The sequence below is a fragment of the Paenibacillus sp. cl123 genome (genome assembly GCF_900101595.1).
Classification (GTDB): domain Bacteria; phylum Bacillota; class Bacilli; order Paenibacillales; family NBRC-103111; genus Paenibacillus_G.
The window spans coordinates 699891-715925 of the sequence record NZ_FMYY01000001.1 but is presented as its reverse complement, the minus strand read 5'-3'; the positions used below and the strand labels follow the sequence as shown (position 1 = coordinate 715925).

19 protein-coding genes and 1 other RNA gene are annotated in these 16035 nt (G+C 53.2%); 8 read left to right on the top strand and 12 right to left on the bottom strand.

Translation table 11 applies throughout. From position 1 onward, the window contains the following. Positions 1 to 231: 231 nt before the first annotated feature. The 3 genes from fsa to BLR08_RS03155 all read right to left on the bottom strand — a co-directional run bounded on the left by fsa (position 232) and on the right by BLR08_RS03155 (position 2019). Positions 232 to 888 carry a fructose-6-phosphate aldolase gene (fsa, locus tag BLR08_RS03165; RefSeq protein WP_072328183.1) on the bottom strand — a complete coding sequence of 219 codons (657 nt, stop codon included), beginning with the start codon at positions 886 to 888 and terminating at the stop codon, positions 232 to 234. A gap of 39 nt (positions 889 to 927) precedes the next feature. Beyond that, positions 928 to 1110, bottom strand: a non-coding RNA gene (ssrS, locus tag BLR08_RS03160) — 6S RNA. Between the two features lie 78 nt (positions 1111 to 1188). Further along, positions 1189 to 2019, bottom strand: a complete 831-nt coding sequence (locus tag BLR08_RS03155; protein WP_072328182.1) for a YesL family protein — start codon at positions 2017 to 2019, stop codon at positions 1189 to 1191. Between the two features lie 142 nt (positions 2020 to 2161). On the opposite strand from BLR08_RS03155, the gene BLR08_RS31400 reads away from it, so the two are divergent. Continuing rightward, positions 2162 to 2257, top strand: coding sequence for a YjcZ family sporulation protein (locus tag BLR08_RS31400; protein ID WP_218131558.1), 96 nt, complete (start codon positions 2162 to 2164; stop codon positions 2255 to 2257). Between the two features lie 137 nt (positions 2258 to 2394). On the opposite strand, the gene BLR08_RS03150 is transcribed toward BLR08_RS31400, so the two are convergent. Next, a complete protein-coding gene (locus tag BLR08_RS03150) occupies positions 2395 to 3984 on the bottom strand; it encodes a degradosome RNA helicase CshA (protein ID WP_072328181.1) in 1590 nt (529 codons plus the stop codon). 271 nt (positions 3985 to 4255) lie between these two features. On the opposite strand from BLR08_RS03150, the gene BLR08_RS03145 reads away from it, so the two are divergent. From BLR08_RS03145 to tatA, 5 genes are all read left to right on the top strand, one after another. Then, positions 4256 to 4804 (top strand): DUF4178 domain-containing protein, encoded by a 549-nt coding sequence (locus tag BLR08_RS03145; RefSeq protein WP_072328180.1) that lies wholly within the window; start codon positions 4256 to 4258, stop codon positions 4802 to 4804. Positions 4805 to 4856: 52 nt separating this feature from the next. After that, a complete protein-coding gene (locus BLR08_RS03140) occupies positions 4857 to 5576 on the top strand; it encodes a DUF4247 domain-containing protein (protein ID WP_072328179.1) in 720 nt (239 codons plus the stop codon). Positions 5577 to 5644: 68 nt separating this feature from the next. Continuing rightward, positions 5645 to 6478 carry a YitT family protein gene (locus BLR08_RS03135; protein WP_072328178.1) on the top strand — a complete coding sequence of 278 codons (834 nt, stop codon included), beginning with the start codon at positions 5645 to 5647 and terminating at the stop codon, positions 6476 to 6478. A 164-nt stretch (positions 6479 to 6642) separates the two neighbouring features. After that, positions 6643 to 6837 carry a hypothetical protein gene (locus BLR08_RS03130; protein WP_072328177.1) on the top strand — a complete coding sequence of 65 codons (195 nt, stop codon included), beginning with the start codon at positions 6643 to 6645 and terminating at the stop codon, positions 6835 to 6837. 122 nt (positions 6838 to 6959) lie between these two features. Next, on the top strand, positions 6960 to 7199 hold the full coding sequence (gene tatA / locus BLR08_RS03125) for a twin-arginine translocase TatA/TatE family subunit (RefSeq protein WP_072328176.1): 240 nt from the start codon (positions 6960 to 6962) through the stop codon (positions 7197 to 7199). A gap of 26 nt (positions 7200 to 7225) precedes the next feature. Here the strand turns inward: tatA and BLR08_RS03120 are convergent, their stop codons facing one another. Next, positions 7226 to 8389 (bottom strand): MFS transporter, encoded by a 1164-nt coding sequence (locus BLR08_RS03120; protein ID WP_072328381.1) that lies wholly within the window; start codon positions 8387 to 8389, stop codon positions 7226 to 7228. Between the two features lie 183 nt (positions 8390 to 8572). On the opposite strand from BLR08_RS03120, the gene BLR08_RS03115 reads away from it, so the two are divergent. Together BLR08_RS03115 and BLR08_RS03110 are read left to right on the top strand one after the other, a co-directional pair. Continuing rightward, complete coding sequence (locus BLR08_RS03115) at positions 8573 to 9751, top strand: putative glycoside hydrolase (protein WP_072328175.1); 1179 nt, start codon at positions 8573 to 8575, stop codon at positions 9749 to 9751. Positions 9752 to 9772: 21 nt separating this feature from the next. Next, positions 9773 to 10309 (top strand): GNAT family N-acetyltransferase, encoded by a 537-nt coding sequence (locus tag BLR08_RS03110; protein WP_256257395.1) that lies wholly within the window; start codon positions 9773 to 9775, stop codon positions 10307 to 10309. Positions 10310 to 10468: 159 nt separating this feature from the next. On the opposite strand, the gene BLR08_RS03105 is transcribed toward BLR08_RS03110, so the two are convergent. The 7 genes from BLR08_RS03105 to BLR08_RS03075 form a co-directional block, all read right to left on the bottom strand. Beyond that, positions 10469 to 11077 (bottom strand): nitroreductase family protein, encoded by a 609-nt coding sequence (locus BLR08_RS03105; protein ID WP_072328173.1) that lies wholly within the window; start codon positions 11075 to 11077, stop codon positions 10469 to 10471. A gap of 118 nt (positions 11078 to 11195) precedes the next feature. Beyond that, the gene (locus BLR08_RS03100; protein WP_072328172.1) at positions 11196 to 11900 is read right to left on the bottom strand and encodes a uracil-DNA glycosylase; all 705 of its coding nucleotides are present in this window, start codon (positions 11898 to 11900) and stop codon (positions 11196 to 11198) included. 12 nt (positions 11901 to 11912) lie between these two features. Further along, positions 11913 to 12452: an NADPH-dependent FMN reductase gene (locus BLR08_RS03095; protein ID WP_072328171.1), complete on the bottom strand. Its 540-nt coding sequence runs from the start codon at positions 12450 to 12452 to the stop codon at positions 11913 to 11915. Between the two features lie 325 nt (positions 12453 to 12777). After that, complete coding sequence (gene pfkA, locus BLR08_RS03090; RefSeq protein ID WP_072328170.1) at positions 12778 to 13743, bottom strand: 6-phosphofructokinase; 966 nt, start codon at positions 13741 to 13743, stop codon at positions 12778 to 12780. Positions 13744 to 13827: 84 nt separating this feature from the next. Then, entirely contained in the window at positions 13828 to 14934 is a 1107-nt protein-coding gene (locus BLR08_RS03085) for a tetraprenyl-beta-curcumene synthase family protein (RefSeq protein ID WP_072328169.1), read from the bottom strand. Next, a complete protein-coding gene (locus tag BLR08_RS03080; protein ID WP_072328168.1) occupies positions 14891 to 15496 on the bottom strand; it encodes a hypothetical protein in 606 nt (201 codons plus the stop codon). The genes BLR08_RS03085 and BLR08_RS03080 overlap by 44 nt, the downstream gene beginning before the upstream one ends. Before the next feature lie 49 nt (positions 15497 to 15545). Next, complete coding sequence (locus tag BLR08_RS03075) at positions 15546 to 15863, bottom strand: hypothetical protein (protein WP_072328167.1); 318 nt, start codon at positions 15861 to 15863, stop codon at positions 15546 to 15548. Between the last annotated feature and the right edge of the window lie 172 nt (positions 15864 to 16035).

The window sequence follows — 16035 nt, the reverse complement described above, 5'->3', positions numbered from 1 at the left end:
TCCCACCGCCCCTTCCTGCTTGCGCACAGTTCACTGCAGACATCTCTGATCATTCACTGTCCCGTTGGTCTCTCTAGACTCTTATCGAGCGCCTGACAGCCCTCCAGAGCCGTCAAAATCGATTTCACTCCATTCACTACCTCTCTGTCGATCAGCGGGCACGGAACCGGTTATTCTGCAAAAAGCCGCATCGATAATCGATGCGGCCGGACGCAGCTTGTCTAAACCTATTTAGAAGACCGATTGGGCTGCACCCTCCCAGTCCTTCAAAAAACGGTCGATACCTACGTCGGTTAGCGGATGACGAATCATCTGCTCAATAACCTTATAAGGCACGGTAGCGATATGGGCGCCAAGAAGCGCCGCTTCGATCACATGAGTCGTTGTTCTTACACTGGCCGTAATAATCTCGGAAGGAATAGCATGAGCTTGGAATATCTCGCTTATTTCCTTAATCAGGTTCATGCCAATCTGGTTAATATCATCCAGCCGCCCTACAAATGGGGATACATAGGTCGCGCCGGAACGCGCGGCAAGCAATGCCTGCGGCGAGCTGAAAATAAGCGTGACATTCGTCCGAATCCCTTGGCGGGCCAATTGATTGGTCGCGATCAGCCCCTGCTCGGTCATCGGCACCTTAACGACGATCCCTTCTCCGAGGGCAGCGAGCTTCTTGCCCTGCTCGACCATTTCATCGGCCTTCAGGCTGATCACTTCAGCACTGATGGGCAGATTGCCTACGATAGCGGCGATTTCTTTCACCGTTGCAAAAAAGTCTCTTCCCTCTTTGGCGATCAAGGAAGGATTGGTCGTGACGCCTGCAATAACACCGAGCTCATGCGCTTTGCGAATTTCATCCACATTGGCCGTATCGATGAACAGCTTCATTTCCTACATCCCTTCTATGTACCTTCAATTTTGGGCACAAAAAAACCCGCATATGCCGTCCGGTTCCGTGTCTCGAACCTGCTCAAAGCAGGTGGGTGTCCGCAGAATCGATTTTGAGATCCCTTTTCGAGGGCATGTCAGCCGCGATTCAATGTAGGTCTCCCGAGAAACAGTCATTGGTTCAAAACAACGTTAAAACCGAGACGCACATCGCAGGATTTTGTTGTAGCCTTATTATAGTCCAATACGGAACGAAAGTAAACCTGAGGGCTGAAGCCAATGCTGGCAGCTGCAGCCAGCCTAAGCTTTATCGGATTTGTCCGGCGAAGCATAGTCCGACAAATCGTCTCTCTTCGGCTGCTCAGCCGCCAAAGCCGCTTCCTGCTCATCCAGCTCATCGCGCGCTTCGCCTTCTTGGTCCTTCGCAAGCAAAGCCTGCTGTTTGTCCTGAAGCTTGCCGAAGACCTGATGGAAATGCCAAAACGATGTAACGGCCATCAGGCTGCCCATAAAGAAGGGTATCAGAAACGTGAACATGAAAAAGCTTACATAGAAGATGATGCCGTTCACGACGATCATCGAAAGCGAGCGAATCGGACTGCCGATCGTAATGAGCACGGCATTTTTAACAATCTGCCATATTTTCATATGCAGATGGGTCAAAATCGAGAAAAAATGAAACAGTGAAATCACAAGCAGAACAGATATCGACAGCACCAGAAAGCGCAATATGCCGAACATCCCGCTTTGATTCCCGTAGAACCGGAAGTTCGCAATTAACACGACAGCGAACAACAGGTAGATAAGACCGCCCAGCATCGCCTGCACATAATTCGCTTTGTACCCGCGGAAGAACGTTTTGAACAACGGCACATCCTCATCGCCGGTCACCCACTTGCGGGCTACGCTAAACATCGCAGCCGTCGAAGGAAACAGCGTAAACGGTGCCAAAACGCCCATCAGCATAAACGCGAAGTAAATATCTCCTTCGGTTGCGTTCGGCACAAACATCGGCAAAGCGGCCACAAAAAACGGAATGCCACAAATAATCCAAAGCACATTAATGACGGATAACCGCATGATCCATTCGGATATTCGGTAAAACCCACCCATGACTCCTCTAAACTCCAAAGAACGACGCCTCCTTCTATATCCATCCATTATTATAGCCTATTTCGCACTTTCTAGGTAGCCGTCTATACGGATTAGGGCGGCCGTTCATATCTTATTTTATCACCCGGTACAACATCGGTCAAAAAAGGAGGTTGAGACGATGGGATACCCAGCAGCTGGAGCATGGACATCGACAGGCGCGATCCTCGTTTTGTTCATCCTGCTCGTGATCATCAGCCGAAGCCTTCTCGTATAAACAGTTCATGCTGTGTTTACAAAAAGCAGGTGCCCTAAGGCATCTGCTTTTTTGCTTCCCGCTCTCTCCCCTTCCCATGGCTAAACATAGAAAAAAAGCAAGCACGAGAATCTCATGCTTGCTTCCTTGTCGCGGTATTAAACCAGCGTTTCTTCGTTCGAACGGCTTACCGGACGAGACTGGCCTCCGCGGTTGTCGCTGCGCCCATCGGTACGCGAATCCGAACGTCCGCGATAATCGCGATTGTCTCTGTATCCGCCGCCTTGACGGCCACCGTCACGACGTCCGCCGCGGTCTCCGCCGCCGCCATAAGGACGATCGTTGCGGCGCGCGCCGCCTGCTGTGCCATAAGAGCCCGAAGGTCTGCGGCCGTTGGAGCGCACGTCCGGACGGCGCTTCTTGGCACGGATCGGATCTTCCGGAGTCAGATCAATCTCGACTTCCTTCTTGTCCCCGCCTGTCAGCAGCTTAAGCGCCGCAGCGAGCAGATGTACGGAATCATGCTGCTCCAGCAAGGAGATCGCCAGACCTTTATATTCGTTATGTTCTTCTTTCTCAAGCACCTCGAGCACACGCTCGGCCGTCAGCTTCTGCTTGCCTTCGATCGCCTCGGCCAGGCTCGGCATAGGCTTGCGCGTGATGCGGTGACGAGTGATCTTCTCGATGAAGTGCAGATGGTCGATTTCACGCGGCGTTACGAAGGAGTAAGCGACCCCTTCCTTGCCGGCACGACCGGTACGGCCGATCCGGTGAACATAGCTTTCCGGATCTTGCGGCAGGTCAAAGTTGATAACATGCGTTACGCCGGATACGTCAAGACCGCGTGCCGCCACATCGGTCGCAACCAGCACTTCGATGCTGCCGTCGCGGAATTTGCGCATAACATTGTCCCGCTGATTTTGCGACAAGTCGCCATGCAGACCCTCTGCGGAATATCCGCGCTTCTGCAGCGCTTCGGACAGCTCGTCGACACGACGCTTCGTGCGTCCGAAAATAATCGCCAGATCCGGGGATTCCATATCGATCAGACGGCAAAGCGCTTCGAACTTCTGACGCTCGTGCAGCTCGATGTACGCTTGCTCGATCAGCGGAGCGCTGACCTGCTTCGGAATAACAGACACATGCTCAGGGTTGTTCAGGAACTGCTGAGCCAGTCTCTGGATGTTGATCGGCATAGTGGCCGAGAACAGCATCGTTTGACGCTCGTCAGGAACCAGACGCAGGATCGATTGAATATCCTCCATAAAGCCCATATCCAGCATTTCATCCGCTTCGTCGAGGATCACGGTCTGCACGTCATCCAGCTTGATCGTTTTGCGGTTGATGTGGTCGAGCAAACGTCCTGGCGTACCGATGATGATTTGCGGCTTTCTGCGCAAACCGCGGATTTGCTTGACGATGTCCTGGCCGCCGTAGATCGGCAGCGAACGGATGCCTTTGAACCGGCCGAGCTTCTCGATCTCTTCCGCTACCTGGATCGCCAGCTCGCGGGTTGGACACATAATCAAGGCGACGATGCGCTCTTCCTTAATGTCGATTTTGTTGATCAGCGGAATACCGAATGCAGCGGTTTTCCCTGTTCCCGTCTGTGCCTGACCGATCAAATCGCGGCCTTCCATCGCTACAGGAATGGCTTTATCCTGAATCGGAGTCGACTCCTCAAAGCCCATTTCCGTAATGGCGCGCAATACTTTCGGTTCCAAACCAAATTCACTAAACGTTTTCAAATGATTTCATTCTCCTTTGTACTATGGGGTTCTAGATATATATATACCCTTAAGTGCGACTCCTATCTTTTCTTAGTTAATCTCTTCATGAGAAACACTTCTCAAGCTGTGTCAATAATGAACAGTCAAGGCCGTACTTAAGAATATCTTTAGTATTATACCACAAGCGGCAAACATATTCCAGAAAACATCAAATGAAACCCGCAAATGTTTCAAATCGTATATAATACATATATTCAGCTAATAGCGATTGCCAAAGGAGCGACAGCACATGTCCATATGGAAAAGAGTCGGGGACATCTGGAAAAGCAATAAAACAGTCCCGGAGGTTAAAGCATCGAATCCGTTTGAAGATACCCGGGTAGGCGATATTGTAAATGTGGACCTTGAGGAATACATCGTTTCCGGCAAAGTGGTATACTATGACCAGGGCTACGCCCCCCACCGGTTCGCTTATTATTTGCAGAACGGCAAGCACATCTCCTGCCTGCTCGTGGAAAAAGGCCGCACCTACGAATGCTTCGTGTGCGAATTTGTCGAGGGCTCGCTGGACGATCCCGCGGATGTGCCGACGGAGCTGGAGCTGAACGACGGCGTGACCTATGTGCTCGAGCATAACCGTACCGACCTCGCCCGGACCGAAGGACGGACGGATTTCCGTTCCGGCGATCAGGTATTGATCTGGCGCTATATTGGACCAGGGGAGAACTACTTCTTCCTCCAGTGGCAGGACGGCAAATATGTAGCGTTGGAGGGAGAACGAACGCCTCCCGGTCTCATCAAGTTTTTGAAGGGCTCCGGCGATCAGCCCGCCCACTAGATCAGCATCCGAGAAAACGATCCGCTTATAGCAGGAGGTGAGTTCAGCCCAGATGAAACATTTTTCTAAATGGTTAGCCATGCTGCTTGTCCTGACGCTTCTGGCAGGCTGCGGCGATTCAGGTAATTTCATTAAAGAAAATTATACGCTCATCGACGTTCAGGGCAATGGCAAAAGCACAGCCAAAATATATGCGGTCCAGGACAAGGACGTGCCGACCGTCGCCAAAGAGCTGGCCGAGCAGGAGAAGCCTCAGGAGGTCAGCAAGGAATCAGACGAGCGGATGTTCCTCGTATACGATAATAAAATCGTTCATGTTCAGAAGGACCCGGATAACGAAAATACGACGCTTGTTGAATTGGATTCCGTCCAATATGCAAAGGATAATTATGATTCGTCTTTCCTGCAAGGCTATGTAACGGCTACGCTGCTGCAATCGTTGTTCGGAGGCGGATGGGTCGGCAGCAACCGGGGGTACGATTACAGAGGCTACACGTCAAGCAAACGCTACAACGACTATGGGAAATACCAGTCGGCTCCTTATCCGGGCTCGGCCGCATCCCCGTCCAAGACGCCGGCGCAGCAAACGCCGTCAACCTCGGACCGCAAAGGAAGCTTTACGACGACGCCAAAGACCCCGGCCAAGCCAAGCACCGGGTCTGACAGCGGCATACGTCGAAATGACGGCTCCAAGCCGACGTACAAAACGCCTAGCAGCTCCAAAACGAAACCGAGCACAAGCAAGCGGTCCGGTTCGTTTAAGCGAAAATAAAGACTTAGCCAGCTTTCCGCGTTCCCTGCGGAAAGCTTCTCTCGTTAGCCATGCTCAGGAGGGCTCCCATGCCAAGACTTCAGCGTTCGTGGACTGTTTCCGTTATGATGGTCGTTCTCGGCTCCGTGCTCATCGCATCCAGCTTCAATCTGTTTATTATCCCGCATCAGCTGCTCAGCGGCGGACTGTCCGGGATTTCGATGATCGTCGGTTATTTCACCGGCTTCGATATATCGCTTCTGTACTTGCTCTTCAATTTGCCGGTATTGATATGGGGACTTATTTCCATAGGCCGGCGATTTATTATTTTGAGCGCCGTCTCGGTTATTCTTACGACCTGGCTGATGCGCCTTATCCCCGTCATGGCCTTGTCAAGCGAGCCGATCATGTCCGGGGTGGCCGGCGGCGTGCTGATCGGGCTCGGCACCGGCATCGCCATGCGATCCGGAGGCTCTAGCGGAGGCATCGATATTATCGCCTCGATCCTTACGCGCAAGCGCGACTTCCCGCTTGGCACGGTGCTGTTCGCTCTGAACGGCGGCATTATTTTGCTGCTCGGCTATTTCAAGCAGGACTGGGACCCGGCTCTGTACTCGATGCTGTCGATCTTTATAACCGGCAAAGTAATGGACACGATACATATTCGCCATCTCAAGGTAACTGTGTTTATCGTAACCCAGAAAGGCGAGCTGCTGCTTGCCAAGATGCAGAAGCTTCACCGCGGAGTGACGGTCATTCAGACGGAAGGGGCATATACGAAGCGGACCCAGCATATGCTGATGACGGTAACCACGCGCTATGAGCTTGCCGAGCTGCAGCAGCTTGTCCGCAAATGGGACCCGCAGGCTTTTGTCAATATTACGGAAACGATTGGCGTCATGGGCCTGTTCCGGCGCAGCTGATCCGTGTGGAAAAAGATTGGTAACAAATGCTCCGCTGTCATCTGTCATGAACTATGGTATAATAATAATCAGCTTTAGTTTCATGCCTTTGCTTTCCCTGCTCTGCCTGTAGGCTCGCAAGTCGCTCCTGATCAAATAGACATCAGACGATGACGGGAAGGGTGATGCTTGTGGAAACGGTGAAGCTTTCAACGATTGTCATGAAATTAACGCCTGAGTTATATCCATTTCTCAAGCGCCATGAGCTGGATTCCGAGATCGTGCTGCGCAACGGACTGGCCGCACTGGAAACGGAAGACGCCGTGGAAATTATTCAATACAGCATCTCCGAGCATCAGAAAGACGTCCACCTTCATTAAGAAGGCGGACGTTTTTTTCTGCTTCGACATCAAATTTTCTAAAACCTGACTTATGGGACAGCTGGTCTTATGGTATGCTAGGAGATAGGAATCGACAATTATCCATCTTGGAGGGATTACGAATGAATGCCTTAAGTCCTTGGCATATCATATTGATTGCAGTTGTCTTGTTATTGCTGTTCGGACCGAACAAGCTGCCTGAGCTTGGCCGCGGCTTCGGCAAAATGTTCCGCGAGTTCAAGGACGCGACAAACGGCAATTCCGCAATTACGGAAGCAAAACCCGAAGCGCTCGAAGCTCAAGCACCGAAGCAGGAGCAAGCTTCGGCGAACGATGCCGCCGCTCCAAGCGTCGGCAAATAAGCTGATGCAACAGAAAACACCCGGTTCTATAGAACCGGGTGTTTTCTGTTGCGCCTATAAGCATGCGTGCCCAGCAGCAGGGCTGCTGCGACTGCCGCCAGTCCAGCGCCTATCAGGTACATGGACGATCCTCCGAGCCAATCCTTTACAAATCCGCCTCCATATCCTCCGCCGATCCCGGCCAAGCCAAGAAAAACCATCGACAGCAGCGACTGGCCGGTCGATTGCAGATGGCCCGGCACAAGCCGGACGACATATTGCACGGACGTGATCCAGAATAACGCGAAGGTCACGCAGTGGCTCGCTTGCAAGACAGTCAGCAGCAGCGGATCGTCGATCAGCCCGAACAGCAGCCATCTCACCGTATACAGGATCGCAACGACGCCGAGCAGCGCCAGCTCATGAAAACGTGAGAGATAGCGGCCGAACAAGGCGAAGGTCGGGATTTCGCTGCCTGCCGCAAGCGCCCATGCCCAGCCTACAAGCATATCCGATCCGCCCAAATCCTTCAAATGAAGAGCAAGCAGCGAATCGTTCATCCGATGCGGCAGCATCAGCAGGAAGACTAGAAACAAAAACCAGACAAATTGCCTGTTTTTCAACAGCCTCGCGAAATCCGCCATGGAAACGACATTGCCGCTCTCGGATCTTTCGTCTCGCACCATAAACAGCACAGCCAAAGGAAAAAGCCATATCAGCCAGTACAAATAAGGCAGCGACTTTAATCCGCCGAGCGCCTGCAGCACAAAGCCGGATGATATGGCCATCAACATATACCCCGCAGATCCCCACATTCGGACGGAGCCGTAAGAAGCGCCGGCACGGTCCGCGACTCGCAGCGACAGCGAATCCAGCAGAGGCGAGGATGACAGCATGAAAAAATAAAGCAGCAGCATAAAGATGAATGCGCTGACGTAGCCGCTCAAGCCGAATACGCCGAAGCTGGACATGACCGTCATCGCCCATAGCGACAGCAGGATCAATTTCAACGCCTGGTACCGGTCGCTTATGTATCCCCACAAGGGCTGGGCAAAAATGGTGACGAAAGGTCCGATCATCATCAGCAGTCCGATCTGCGAAGAAGAATATCCGCGTTCCCCTAGATATAACGGCAAGAAAGGATTAAGCACCCCGGTGGTCGCATAGTATGTTAAATTGAGACCGCGTAATTTCAACAGCTGACTTTTCATGACATCCATCCTCTGATTCATGCTAACGCAAGGCTGAAGAATAAATGTCTCCTCACCTGCTCCTTCGCGATTGTAACACATTTCGGCAAATTCCATCAAAGCTATCTATCGCAACGGGTACGAGTTTATTATAATAGTAGAGTGTTTAATAGATAAGATCTTATACTGCAGGGAGAGACGATCATGGAACTCATATTGGCCGCATTCCTCATGGCTTGGGGCGGCGTAGGCTCGGAACACCCTGGAATTACCTTCGAACAGACAGCCCAGGCAGCTATGGACTCAAAAAATGCCGTCGTACAAACACCGCCGGCTGACGACGCAACCGCCGATCCTCTCATGCCGACGGTCAAGCTCGATCCGCAGAAGGACGCTCCTAAGGTGAAGGGAGTTTATGTAACCGCCCACAGTGCTGCCGGCGCCAGGATGAGCACGCTGCTGAAGCTGGTGGACGACACGGAATTGAATGCCATGGTCATCGATATCAAGGATGATTGGGGCTACATTACGTATAACACAAATAACGAGAAGCTGCTTGGCATGGAGACAACGAAAAAGATCATCTCCGATATGCCCAAGCTGATGACGACGCTCCAGGAGCATGAGATTTATCCGATCGCCAGAGTCGTCGTATTCAAAGACACCGTACTGGCGGAGAAGCGCCCCGAGTTATCCTACCTGAATCCGGACGGCACCGTCTGGGGCAACGGCAAAAACCCGCCGGAGCGGTTCGTCAATCCTTACATGAAGGAAGTATGGGATTACAATATCGAGGTCGCCAAAGAAGCGGCCAAAGCCGGGTTCAAGGAAATCCAGTTCGACTATGTCCGTTTCCCCGAAGGTTTCGAGAAGCGCGCCGATACGCTGCAGTACGAAAAGGATGAGCGTTCCCGCATCGACGCGGTCGCCGGCTTCGTGAAATACGCGCATGAACAGCTCGCGCCGCTCGGCGTCCGCGTGTCCGTCGACATATTTGGCTATGCGGCGTCCGTGCCCGCTGCGGAAGGAATCGGCCAGGACTTTCAGAAAATATCGCAAAATGTGGATGTCATCTCCCCGATGATCTATCCGAGCCATTACTCTACCGGCTGGTTCGGAGCCAAGGTGCCTGACGCAGCTCCTTATCAGACGATCGCGGGGGCGACCAAGGACACCTTGAAGAAGCTGGACCCGCTGGGAGACTTCAAGCCGGTGATCCGGCCGTGGATTCAGGACTTCACCGCCACCTGGGTGCCGGGCCATATCCGGTATGGCAAGCAGCAGCTGGAGGATCAGATACGCGCGCTGAAGGACAACGGCGTTGAGGAGTTTCTGCTGTGGAATGCGGTGAACACTTATACGCCGGGCGTCACTTACAAGTAAGACGGGACGGGGTCGATAGTTTTGAACATCTGGGAAGGCAAAAAAGTCAGATTGCGAGCAATTGTTCCTGAGGATTGGATGAATTTTCATAAGAACGATCAGGATTCAGAGGGGGCCCGGGCATCGGATGCCCTATATTTCCCCAGATCGGAAGCCGGAACGAAGTCATGGGCCGAGCAGCAGGCTTCAAAAGGAGCTAACGGACATCATATTATGCTGGCCATTGAATCTCTAGATGGAGAATTAGTAGGAAGCATTAATTCACATAGCTGTGATCCACGTAACGGAACTTTTAAATACGGCGTGGCCATATTTCGTGAACATTGGCGTAATGGCTACGCATCGGACGCAGTAAGAATCTTGCTCCGGTATTTTTTTAATGAATTGCGTTACGAGAAGGTAACCGCCCATATATATGCTTTTAATGAAGGCTCCATTAAACTGCAAGAGCATCTTGGTTTCAAGCAAGAAGGAAAAATGAGGAATATGATCTTTACGAATGGACGACACTACGATGAATACGTTTATGGGCTATTAAAAAGTGAATTTGCAGAATAAGAAAAGCTGCTCTCGCGAGCAGAAGCTTCACCGCGCTTTATCGCTTAAGCGTAGTTAAACAACATGGCAAAAGGACAGCCACAAGCTGTCCTTTTTGCAATCTATTGAAGCCATTAATCTGTCCAGAAGAGGACCAGACAGGTTTGGCCTGCTCAGTTTTCAGTTGACTTTTCCCTCGAAAACAACCGAGCTGAGCGGCTTGCGCGTATTCGGAATTTCCCTGGCCTGCAATGCTTCAGGCAGTTCATTTTTGTCGCCCTGGTAGCCTAAAGCAATGACGGCATGCAGCTCGAAATGGTCGGGCACGTTCAGCAGCTGACGCGCCTTCTCGCGGTCGAATCCGCCGATGGCATGGCTGATCAGCCCCTTCAAGGATGCTTGCAGAGCCAGATATCCCCAAGCAGCTCCCGCATCGAAAGCATGCGCTCCGTTCGGGTCGCCATTCTCTCTCAGCTTGTCGGAGGCGACGACGATCAGAACAGGCGCCTTAGTCGCCCACAGCTTGTTGAAGTCTCCGAGGAAGCTGCGGAAAACCTCAAGCTGGTCCTCTTCAGTCGCGACGATAAACCGCCAAGGCTGGTCATTATACGATGAAGGCGCCCAATGAGCCGCCTCCAGCACCGCCTGCAAATCATTTCCGGAAACCTTGCGGTCCGAGAACGCTCTCGGCGACCAGCGATTCAAAAATAATGGCGTCACGTCCGCCTCGGGCTTGCGATGTTCGCGTACGGCATCTTGTAATTCGGACAGGTTGGATATGATGCTCATTTAAAACACACCTTTCATATATGAATTATTTGTTTTGATCATATCATCTTCGTGCGCTGTTGGCAAAACAATTCTTAAAGCTGCGGCATCCGGGGTGAATAAAAATAAGCAGCCGCTGTTAGCGGCTGCTCTTCTTAACAGGTATGCCCAAATCCGGCAGCTGCCAGTCAATCGGCCTGCTGTCGATGCTTTCCAGGAATGCGTTCGTTTGCGAATAAGGCTTGCTGCCGAAAAAACCCCGATGGGCCGACAGCGGACTCGGGTGAACGCTGCGCAATATATGATGGCGTTTGTTCGTAATGAATTGCGTCTTAGATTGAGCGTGGCTTCCCCACAGAATAAATACGATCGGCCGCTCTCTTTCATTAAGCAGAGAGATGATCCGGTCGGTGAAGCGCTCCCAGCCATGTCCTTTATGCGAGTTAGCCGCTCCTTCCCGTACTGTAAGCACCGTGTTCAGCAGCAGAACGCCCTGCTTGGCCCATGGAATCAGGCAGCCGTTGTCCGGTATCCTGCAGCCGATATCATCCTTAAGCTCCTTCAGCATATTTTGCAGCGACGGCGGAGCGGGTATCCCCGGCTTCACGGAGAAGCTCAATCCATGAGCCTGTCCCGCCCCGTGATAAGGGTCTTGGCCAAGAATAACCGCCTGCACATCCTGAAATGCGGTATATCGCAACGCATTGAAAATATCATGCATTTCCGGAAAAATCGTTTTCGTCGCATACTCCCGCTTCAGAAATTCCCGCAGCTCCAAATAGTACGGCTGCTGAAACTCTTCCTCCAGCAGGCTTTCCCAATCATTCCCCAGACTCACAGCCATTCTGCTCCCTCCTTAGCTTGACGGACGCAGCAAGTTCGTCATTTTGATAAAGTATCCCACAGTCCGCAATATGCGTTCACGGGTTTTCGCATCTTCCGGCTCGCCCTCCTCCGTGAACATACGCTGGGCTCCCCCGATCGAAATCCACTCCGGACAATTGATCCCATGCACATTCCGCACGATAGTTTGCAGCTGCTGAAGCGAGCTGACGCCTACCGCTCCGCCTGCAGAGGATATCGAAAGCACCGGCTTCCCGTCAAATTGGTCGAAGCCTGCGAAGTCCAGCGCATTTTTCAAAACACCGGTCAAGCTGCCGTGATACTCGGGAGTCGCCAGTATAATGCCGTCCGCGCGGTTAAGGAACTCCTTCCAAGCTTCCACGCTTTCGCTCACCTGTTCGGCATCCCCGCAATAAAAGGGCAGCGGCTTCTCGTATAAGTTGTATAGCTCGGCCTGCACGCCTTGGGAGGCCAGTATCCCGGCGATATATCTGCAAAGTTTGGTGCTTGTCGCTTCCCGCCGGTTGCTTCCCGCTACGATCGCAATATTCAAGTTCTGTCTGCCTCCTCTAATTTATCTTCTTAACCTGGTAAGCTCCGCAATAAACCGCAGCATGTCCGGTCCCGCCGTTTCCTGCGGACGCTGCTGTCCTTCATTCGCACTCCCATCCTATCGAATTCCCGGCTTATTGGCAAGTATTCCTATCCGCTCCGTGCAGCTTGACACCTAGCTGTTGCCGCCATGGCGTGAAGATGCACCGTCTAGGGCGCAACCGCCGAATTCCTAAGCAAGCGTTTCCTTCCGGCGAAGCATGCCAAAACGGAGCACGCCGTCCGGCGTACTCCGCAGTCTTGCTCCTCCGGCATGCGTTCGGCGATTATTGAGATAATCGCTTGGCCAGCTCGTACAGGTCCATATTGAATTCTTTCTTCGAATTAACGACTTTATCGATATCGGTCAGCACAAGCTCGCCCTTCATGATGCCGCAGCCCTTGCCGGACTCGCCCTCGATCAGCTTGCGCACGGCAAAGTCGCCCAAGTTGCTGGCGAGAATACGGTCGTTATGCGTTGGAGCTCCGCCGCGCTGAATATGCCCAAGCACAGTGACGCGGGGCTCGATACCGTTGCGCGCCGTGATCCCATTCGCGATATCCTCGCCCTTGCCCACGCCTTCGGCGACGATGACGATACTGTGACGCTTGCCAAGCGCGAAATTCTCCGACATGCGGGCCGCAATTTCGTCGAGATCATAAGGCACTTCAGGCACAAGAATCGTCTCGGCTCCGCTGGCCAGTCCCGCATACAAGGCGATATCCCCGCAATGGCGTCCCATTACCTCAACGACAGAGGAACGCTCATGAGAGCTCATCGTGTCACGGATCTTGTTGATCGCATCCACGACGATGCTTACTGCCGTATCGAAGCCGATCGTAAAGTCGGTGAACGGAATATCGTTATCGATCGTACCCGGCAAGCCCATCGTTTTGATGCCCAGCTTGCTCAGCTTGTTTGCTCCCTGATAAGAACCGTCGCCTCCGATTACGACCAGGCCGTCAATGCCCCGTCTCCGGAGGTTCTCCGCCCCGAGCTGCTGGCCTTCGGGCGTCGTGAACTCCTTACAGCGGGCCGTCTGCAGAATGGTGCCGCCACGCTGGATAATATCCCCTACGCTGCGCAAGTCCATCTCCCGAATATCGTCGTTAATCAGCCCGGCGTATCCGCGTTGAACGGCGAACACCTCAAGCCCATGATACAATCCGCTCCGCACAACCGCACGCACCGCAGCGTTCATCCCCTGGGAGTCGCCGCCGCTTGTCAATACGGCTATTTTTTTAACTGTCATGATGTTTCCTCCTTATCTTCGTTGCCATGCTTCCATACCTCTCGATATGTATCTTGCTGCGGTTCTCCCGATCAGCGTGCAGCCTCAGGACGTTCGGCGAATCCAGACGCTGTTGACCAGAAAAAACAGCCGCATCCAGGGACTTCCCTTCATCAAACGCTTGGAGATCCGCTTGACCTCCTCCTGCCTGCTTACCTTCGGATCGGACAAATATAGCGCCAGCAGCCCTTCGATAATCATCCGGTGAAAAGCCGGGTGCTCAAGGGAATCCGATCTTAACTTGGCTTCTTCCACAATAACCGCTATTCGCTCGACGGTCGCATCCATACTGTCGTAGTAGCTGCAAAAGTTCAAATCCCCGCCAGCCCTGTCTTCCTCCTGATCGATTAAGTAATCAAGCAGGATATGCAGTCCGCATACATAGGGAAAATACGCTGCGTGAATCCGTTCTGCCTTGTCGCTTGCCAGTCCGGGCTCCGAAGAGGCCAGAAACAGCATGAACATCCCAAGTGTCGAGCCTGTGGCCGCGGCAAACTCATTCCATTGTACGTTAGGAAACCGGTCTTGGTGCTGACTCCACCAGGAGAGCAGCGCAGCCTCGCGAAGATCCTTGCGAATATGCTTGTACACCTGCAAGTCCGCATACAGCCCGACCAGCTCGCGGACGGCAGAGGCAACGAGCGGATATGAAGGCAGCAGCCGTATGGAGGCTTGGCAGGTTTTCACCAGATCGTTCAGATACCCGGCATCTTCGCGTTCCTCCCGATGCGCGTAGTAGTCGTGAAGCGGCTCAGCGGGATCGACGGCATCCAGCATCGACTGATGCAGACTGCGGAAATCAACAGGGTCCAGCGAAGTGCTGCGGTCGCACAGGTTGTCCAAATAATCGCTGATCGTCTGGAAGGCTACGATCAGCGGAATGAGTATATGCCGCATCGAAGGATTGGCTGCGGCGTACACCGCGCCCCCGATGCAATGGAATTCCTTGGTGGTCATGCTGTCGATGGCCTGCTTGCGCAGCTCCGCATCGGGCATCGACTCCGCACGTCCTCGCCAATAACGCAGCTGCTCGCGAACTTCCGGCAGCACATAGCGATATACCCGGCTGATCAAGCTGAAGGGCCCTCTGGGAACAGCTGCGCTTTGGTTAACGAGGCTCAAACCATAGTCCTCCTCCTCCGCTATGCGCATAGCAATGCTGCAGCAGAACGTCAAGCTCTGCATACTGCAGCTCCATCAGCCACTGCTCCACGCGTTCATTGCGCACCCGCGTCACCTGCAGCTCTACTAATTCGTTGAAGCCGGCAGCAGAAAAGCTTCCGTGCTCAGCCCATTCGCGAATCCGGGCGGTCAGCGAAGCCGTTCCGAATTCATCATTCCCTGTCTCCGCCAGCTTTTCCCGAATTTTGCCGCTCCATACCTCCTGCGCCGGGTGTCCTCCCGCCATTCGGAACCAGTATGCCGCGTTCGGATAATCCCCTTCCATCCGGTGCATGATGCCATGCAGGTAGCTGCCTTCTCTTGTAGGAAGCTCTTGCGCCAGTTCATGCGCCTCATCCAGACTTTCGTTCAGCAGCAGCAGACCGGCCTTCACGGCCAGCGCGTAGCTGCGGCGTTCTCCGGTGAAGCCCTCGATCGGAAGCTTGGCGATCTTCAGGCTGGTCAGGTCGTCGAGCTCTTCTGTCGGGTATAGAGAAGGCCGATGGCTCGCAAGCTGCGCGGCGATCCTGCCGTAGCTTTCACTCCAACTCAATGTTTCAACCTCCTGGGTAGCGGCGCTTATTGTCATCCCCGCCCAATTCTTAATGATGGGCGGCTCTGGCATCCATATCCTGATCGACCCTGTACCAAAGATGCAGCTCATTGATCGTGCTGGCCAGCTCGGCGATCTCGCTGTTCAGCCGGCAGGACGTCACGAAGTCATCTTCCACATCGAGCTGCCCCTGCTTGAAAATAATGACCCGCTCGATCTGCTTGACCCGATCGGGAATCGTTCCCCTGATCTCTTCCCATCGCAGCAGAATGGCTGCCTGCTCACGGTCCGTATACGTCTCGAAGTCTTTGGGGAGCTGCGGCAGGGGGATGCCCAGCCTCTCGTCCCACACAAAAATATCGGTCATGCGGATGCACCACCTTTTCTCGCTATTCCACCTAAGTTCTGCCGAAGGCGCGCACGCTTTTCTAATAATGTAACAGAAACGGGACCTGCGTTCCAGTAGGGAGTCAAATTTTTCTGCCCCCCCTGCCGGCAGTTCGTGCTATAATGTGAGAACTGTGTGAAAAGAGGGACAG

Bases quoted from the DNA above. Each gene is read 5' to 3' on its own strand.
- fsa (WP_072328183.1), bottom strand. From the start codon at position 888: ATGAAGCTGTTCATCGATACGGCCAATGTGGATGAAATTCGCAAAGCG.
- BLR08_RS31400 (WP_218131558.1), top strand. From the start codon at position 2,162: ATGGGATACCCAGCAGCTGGAGCATGGACATCGACAGGCGCGATCCTC.
- BLR08_RS03145 (WP_072328180.1), top strand. From the start codon at position 4,256: ATGTCCATATGGAAAAGAGTCGGGGACATCTGGAAAAGCAATAAAACA.
- BLR08_RS03140 (WP_072328179.1), top strand. From the start codon at position 4,857: ATGAAACATTTTTCTAAATGGTTAGCCATGCTGCTTGTCCTGACGCTT.
- BLR08_RS03135 (WP_072328178.1), top strand. From the start codon at position 5,645: ATGCCAAGACTTCAGCGTTCGTGGACTGTTTCCGTTATGATGGTCGTT.
- BLR08_RS03130 (WP_072328177.1), top strand. From the start codon at position 6,643: ATGCTTGTGGAAACGGTGAAGCTTTCAACGATTGTCATGAAATTAACG.
- tatA (WP_072328176.1), top strand. From the start codon at position 6,960: ATGAATGCCTTAAGTCCTTGGCATATCATATTGATTGCAGTTGTCTTG.
- BLR08_RS03120 (WP_072328381.1), bottom strand. From the start codon at position 8,389: ATGAAAAGTCAGCTGTTGAAATTACGCGGTCTCAATTTAACATACTAT.
- BLR08_RS03115 (WP_072328175.1), top strand. From the start codon at position 8,573: ATGGAACTCATATTGGCCGCATTCCTCATGGCTTGGGGCGGCGTAGGC.
- BLR08_RS03105 (WP_072328173.1), bottom strand. From the start codon at position 11,077: ATGAGCATCATATCCAACCTGTCCGAATTACAAGATGCCGTACGCGAA.
- BLR08_RS03100 (WP_072328172.1), bottom strand. From the start codon at position 11,900: ATGGCTGTGAGTCTGGGGAATGATTGGGAAAGCCTGCTGGAGGAAGAG.
- pfkA (WP_072328170.1), bottom strand. From the start codon at position 13,743: ATGACAGTTAAAAAAATAGCCGTATTGACAAGCGGCGGCGACTCCCAG.
- BLR08_RS03085 (WP_072328169.1), bottom strand. From the start codon at position 14,934: ATGCGCATAGCGGAGGAGGAGGACTATGGTTTGAGCCTCGTTAACCAA.
- BLR08_RS03075 (WP_072328167.1), bottom strand. From the start codon at position 15,863: ATGACCGATATTTTTGTGTGGGACGAGAGGCTGGGCATCCCCCTGCCG.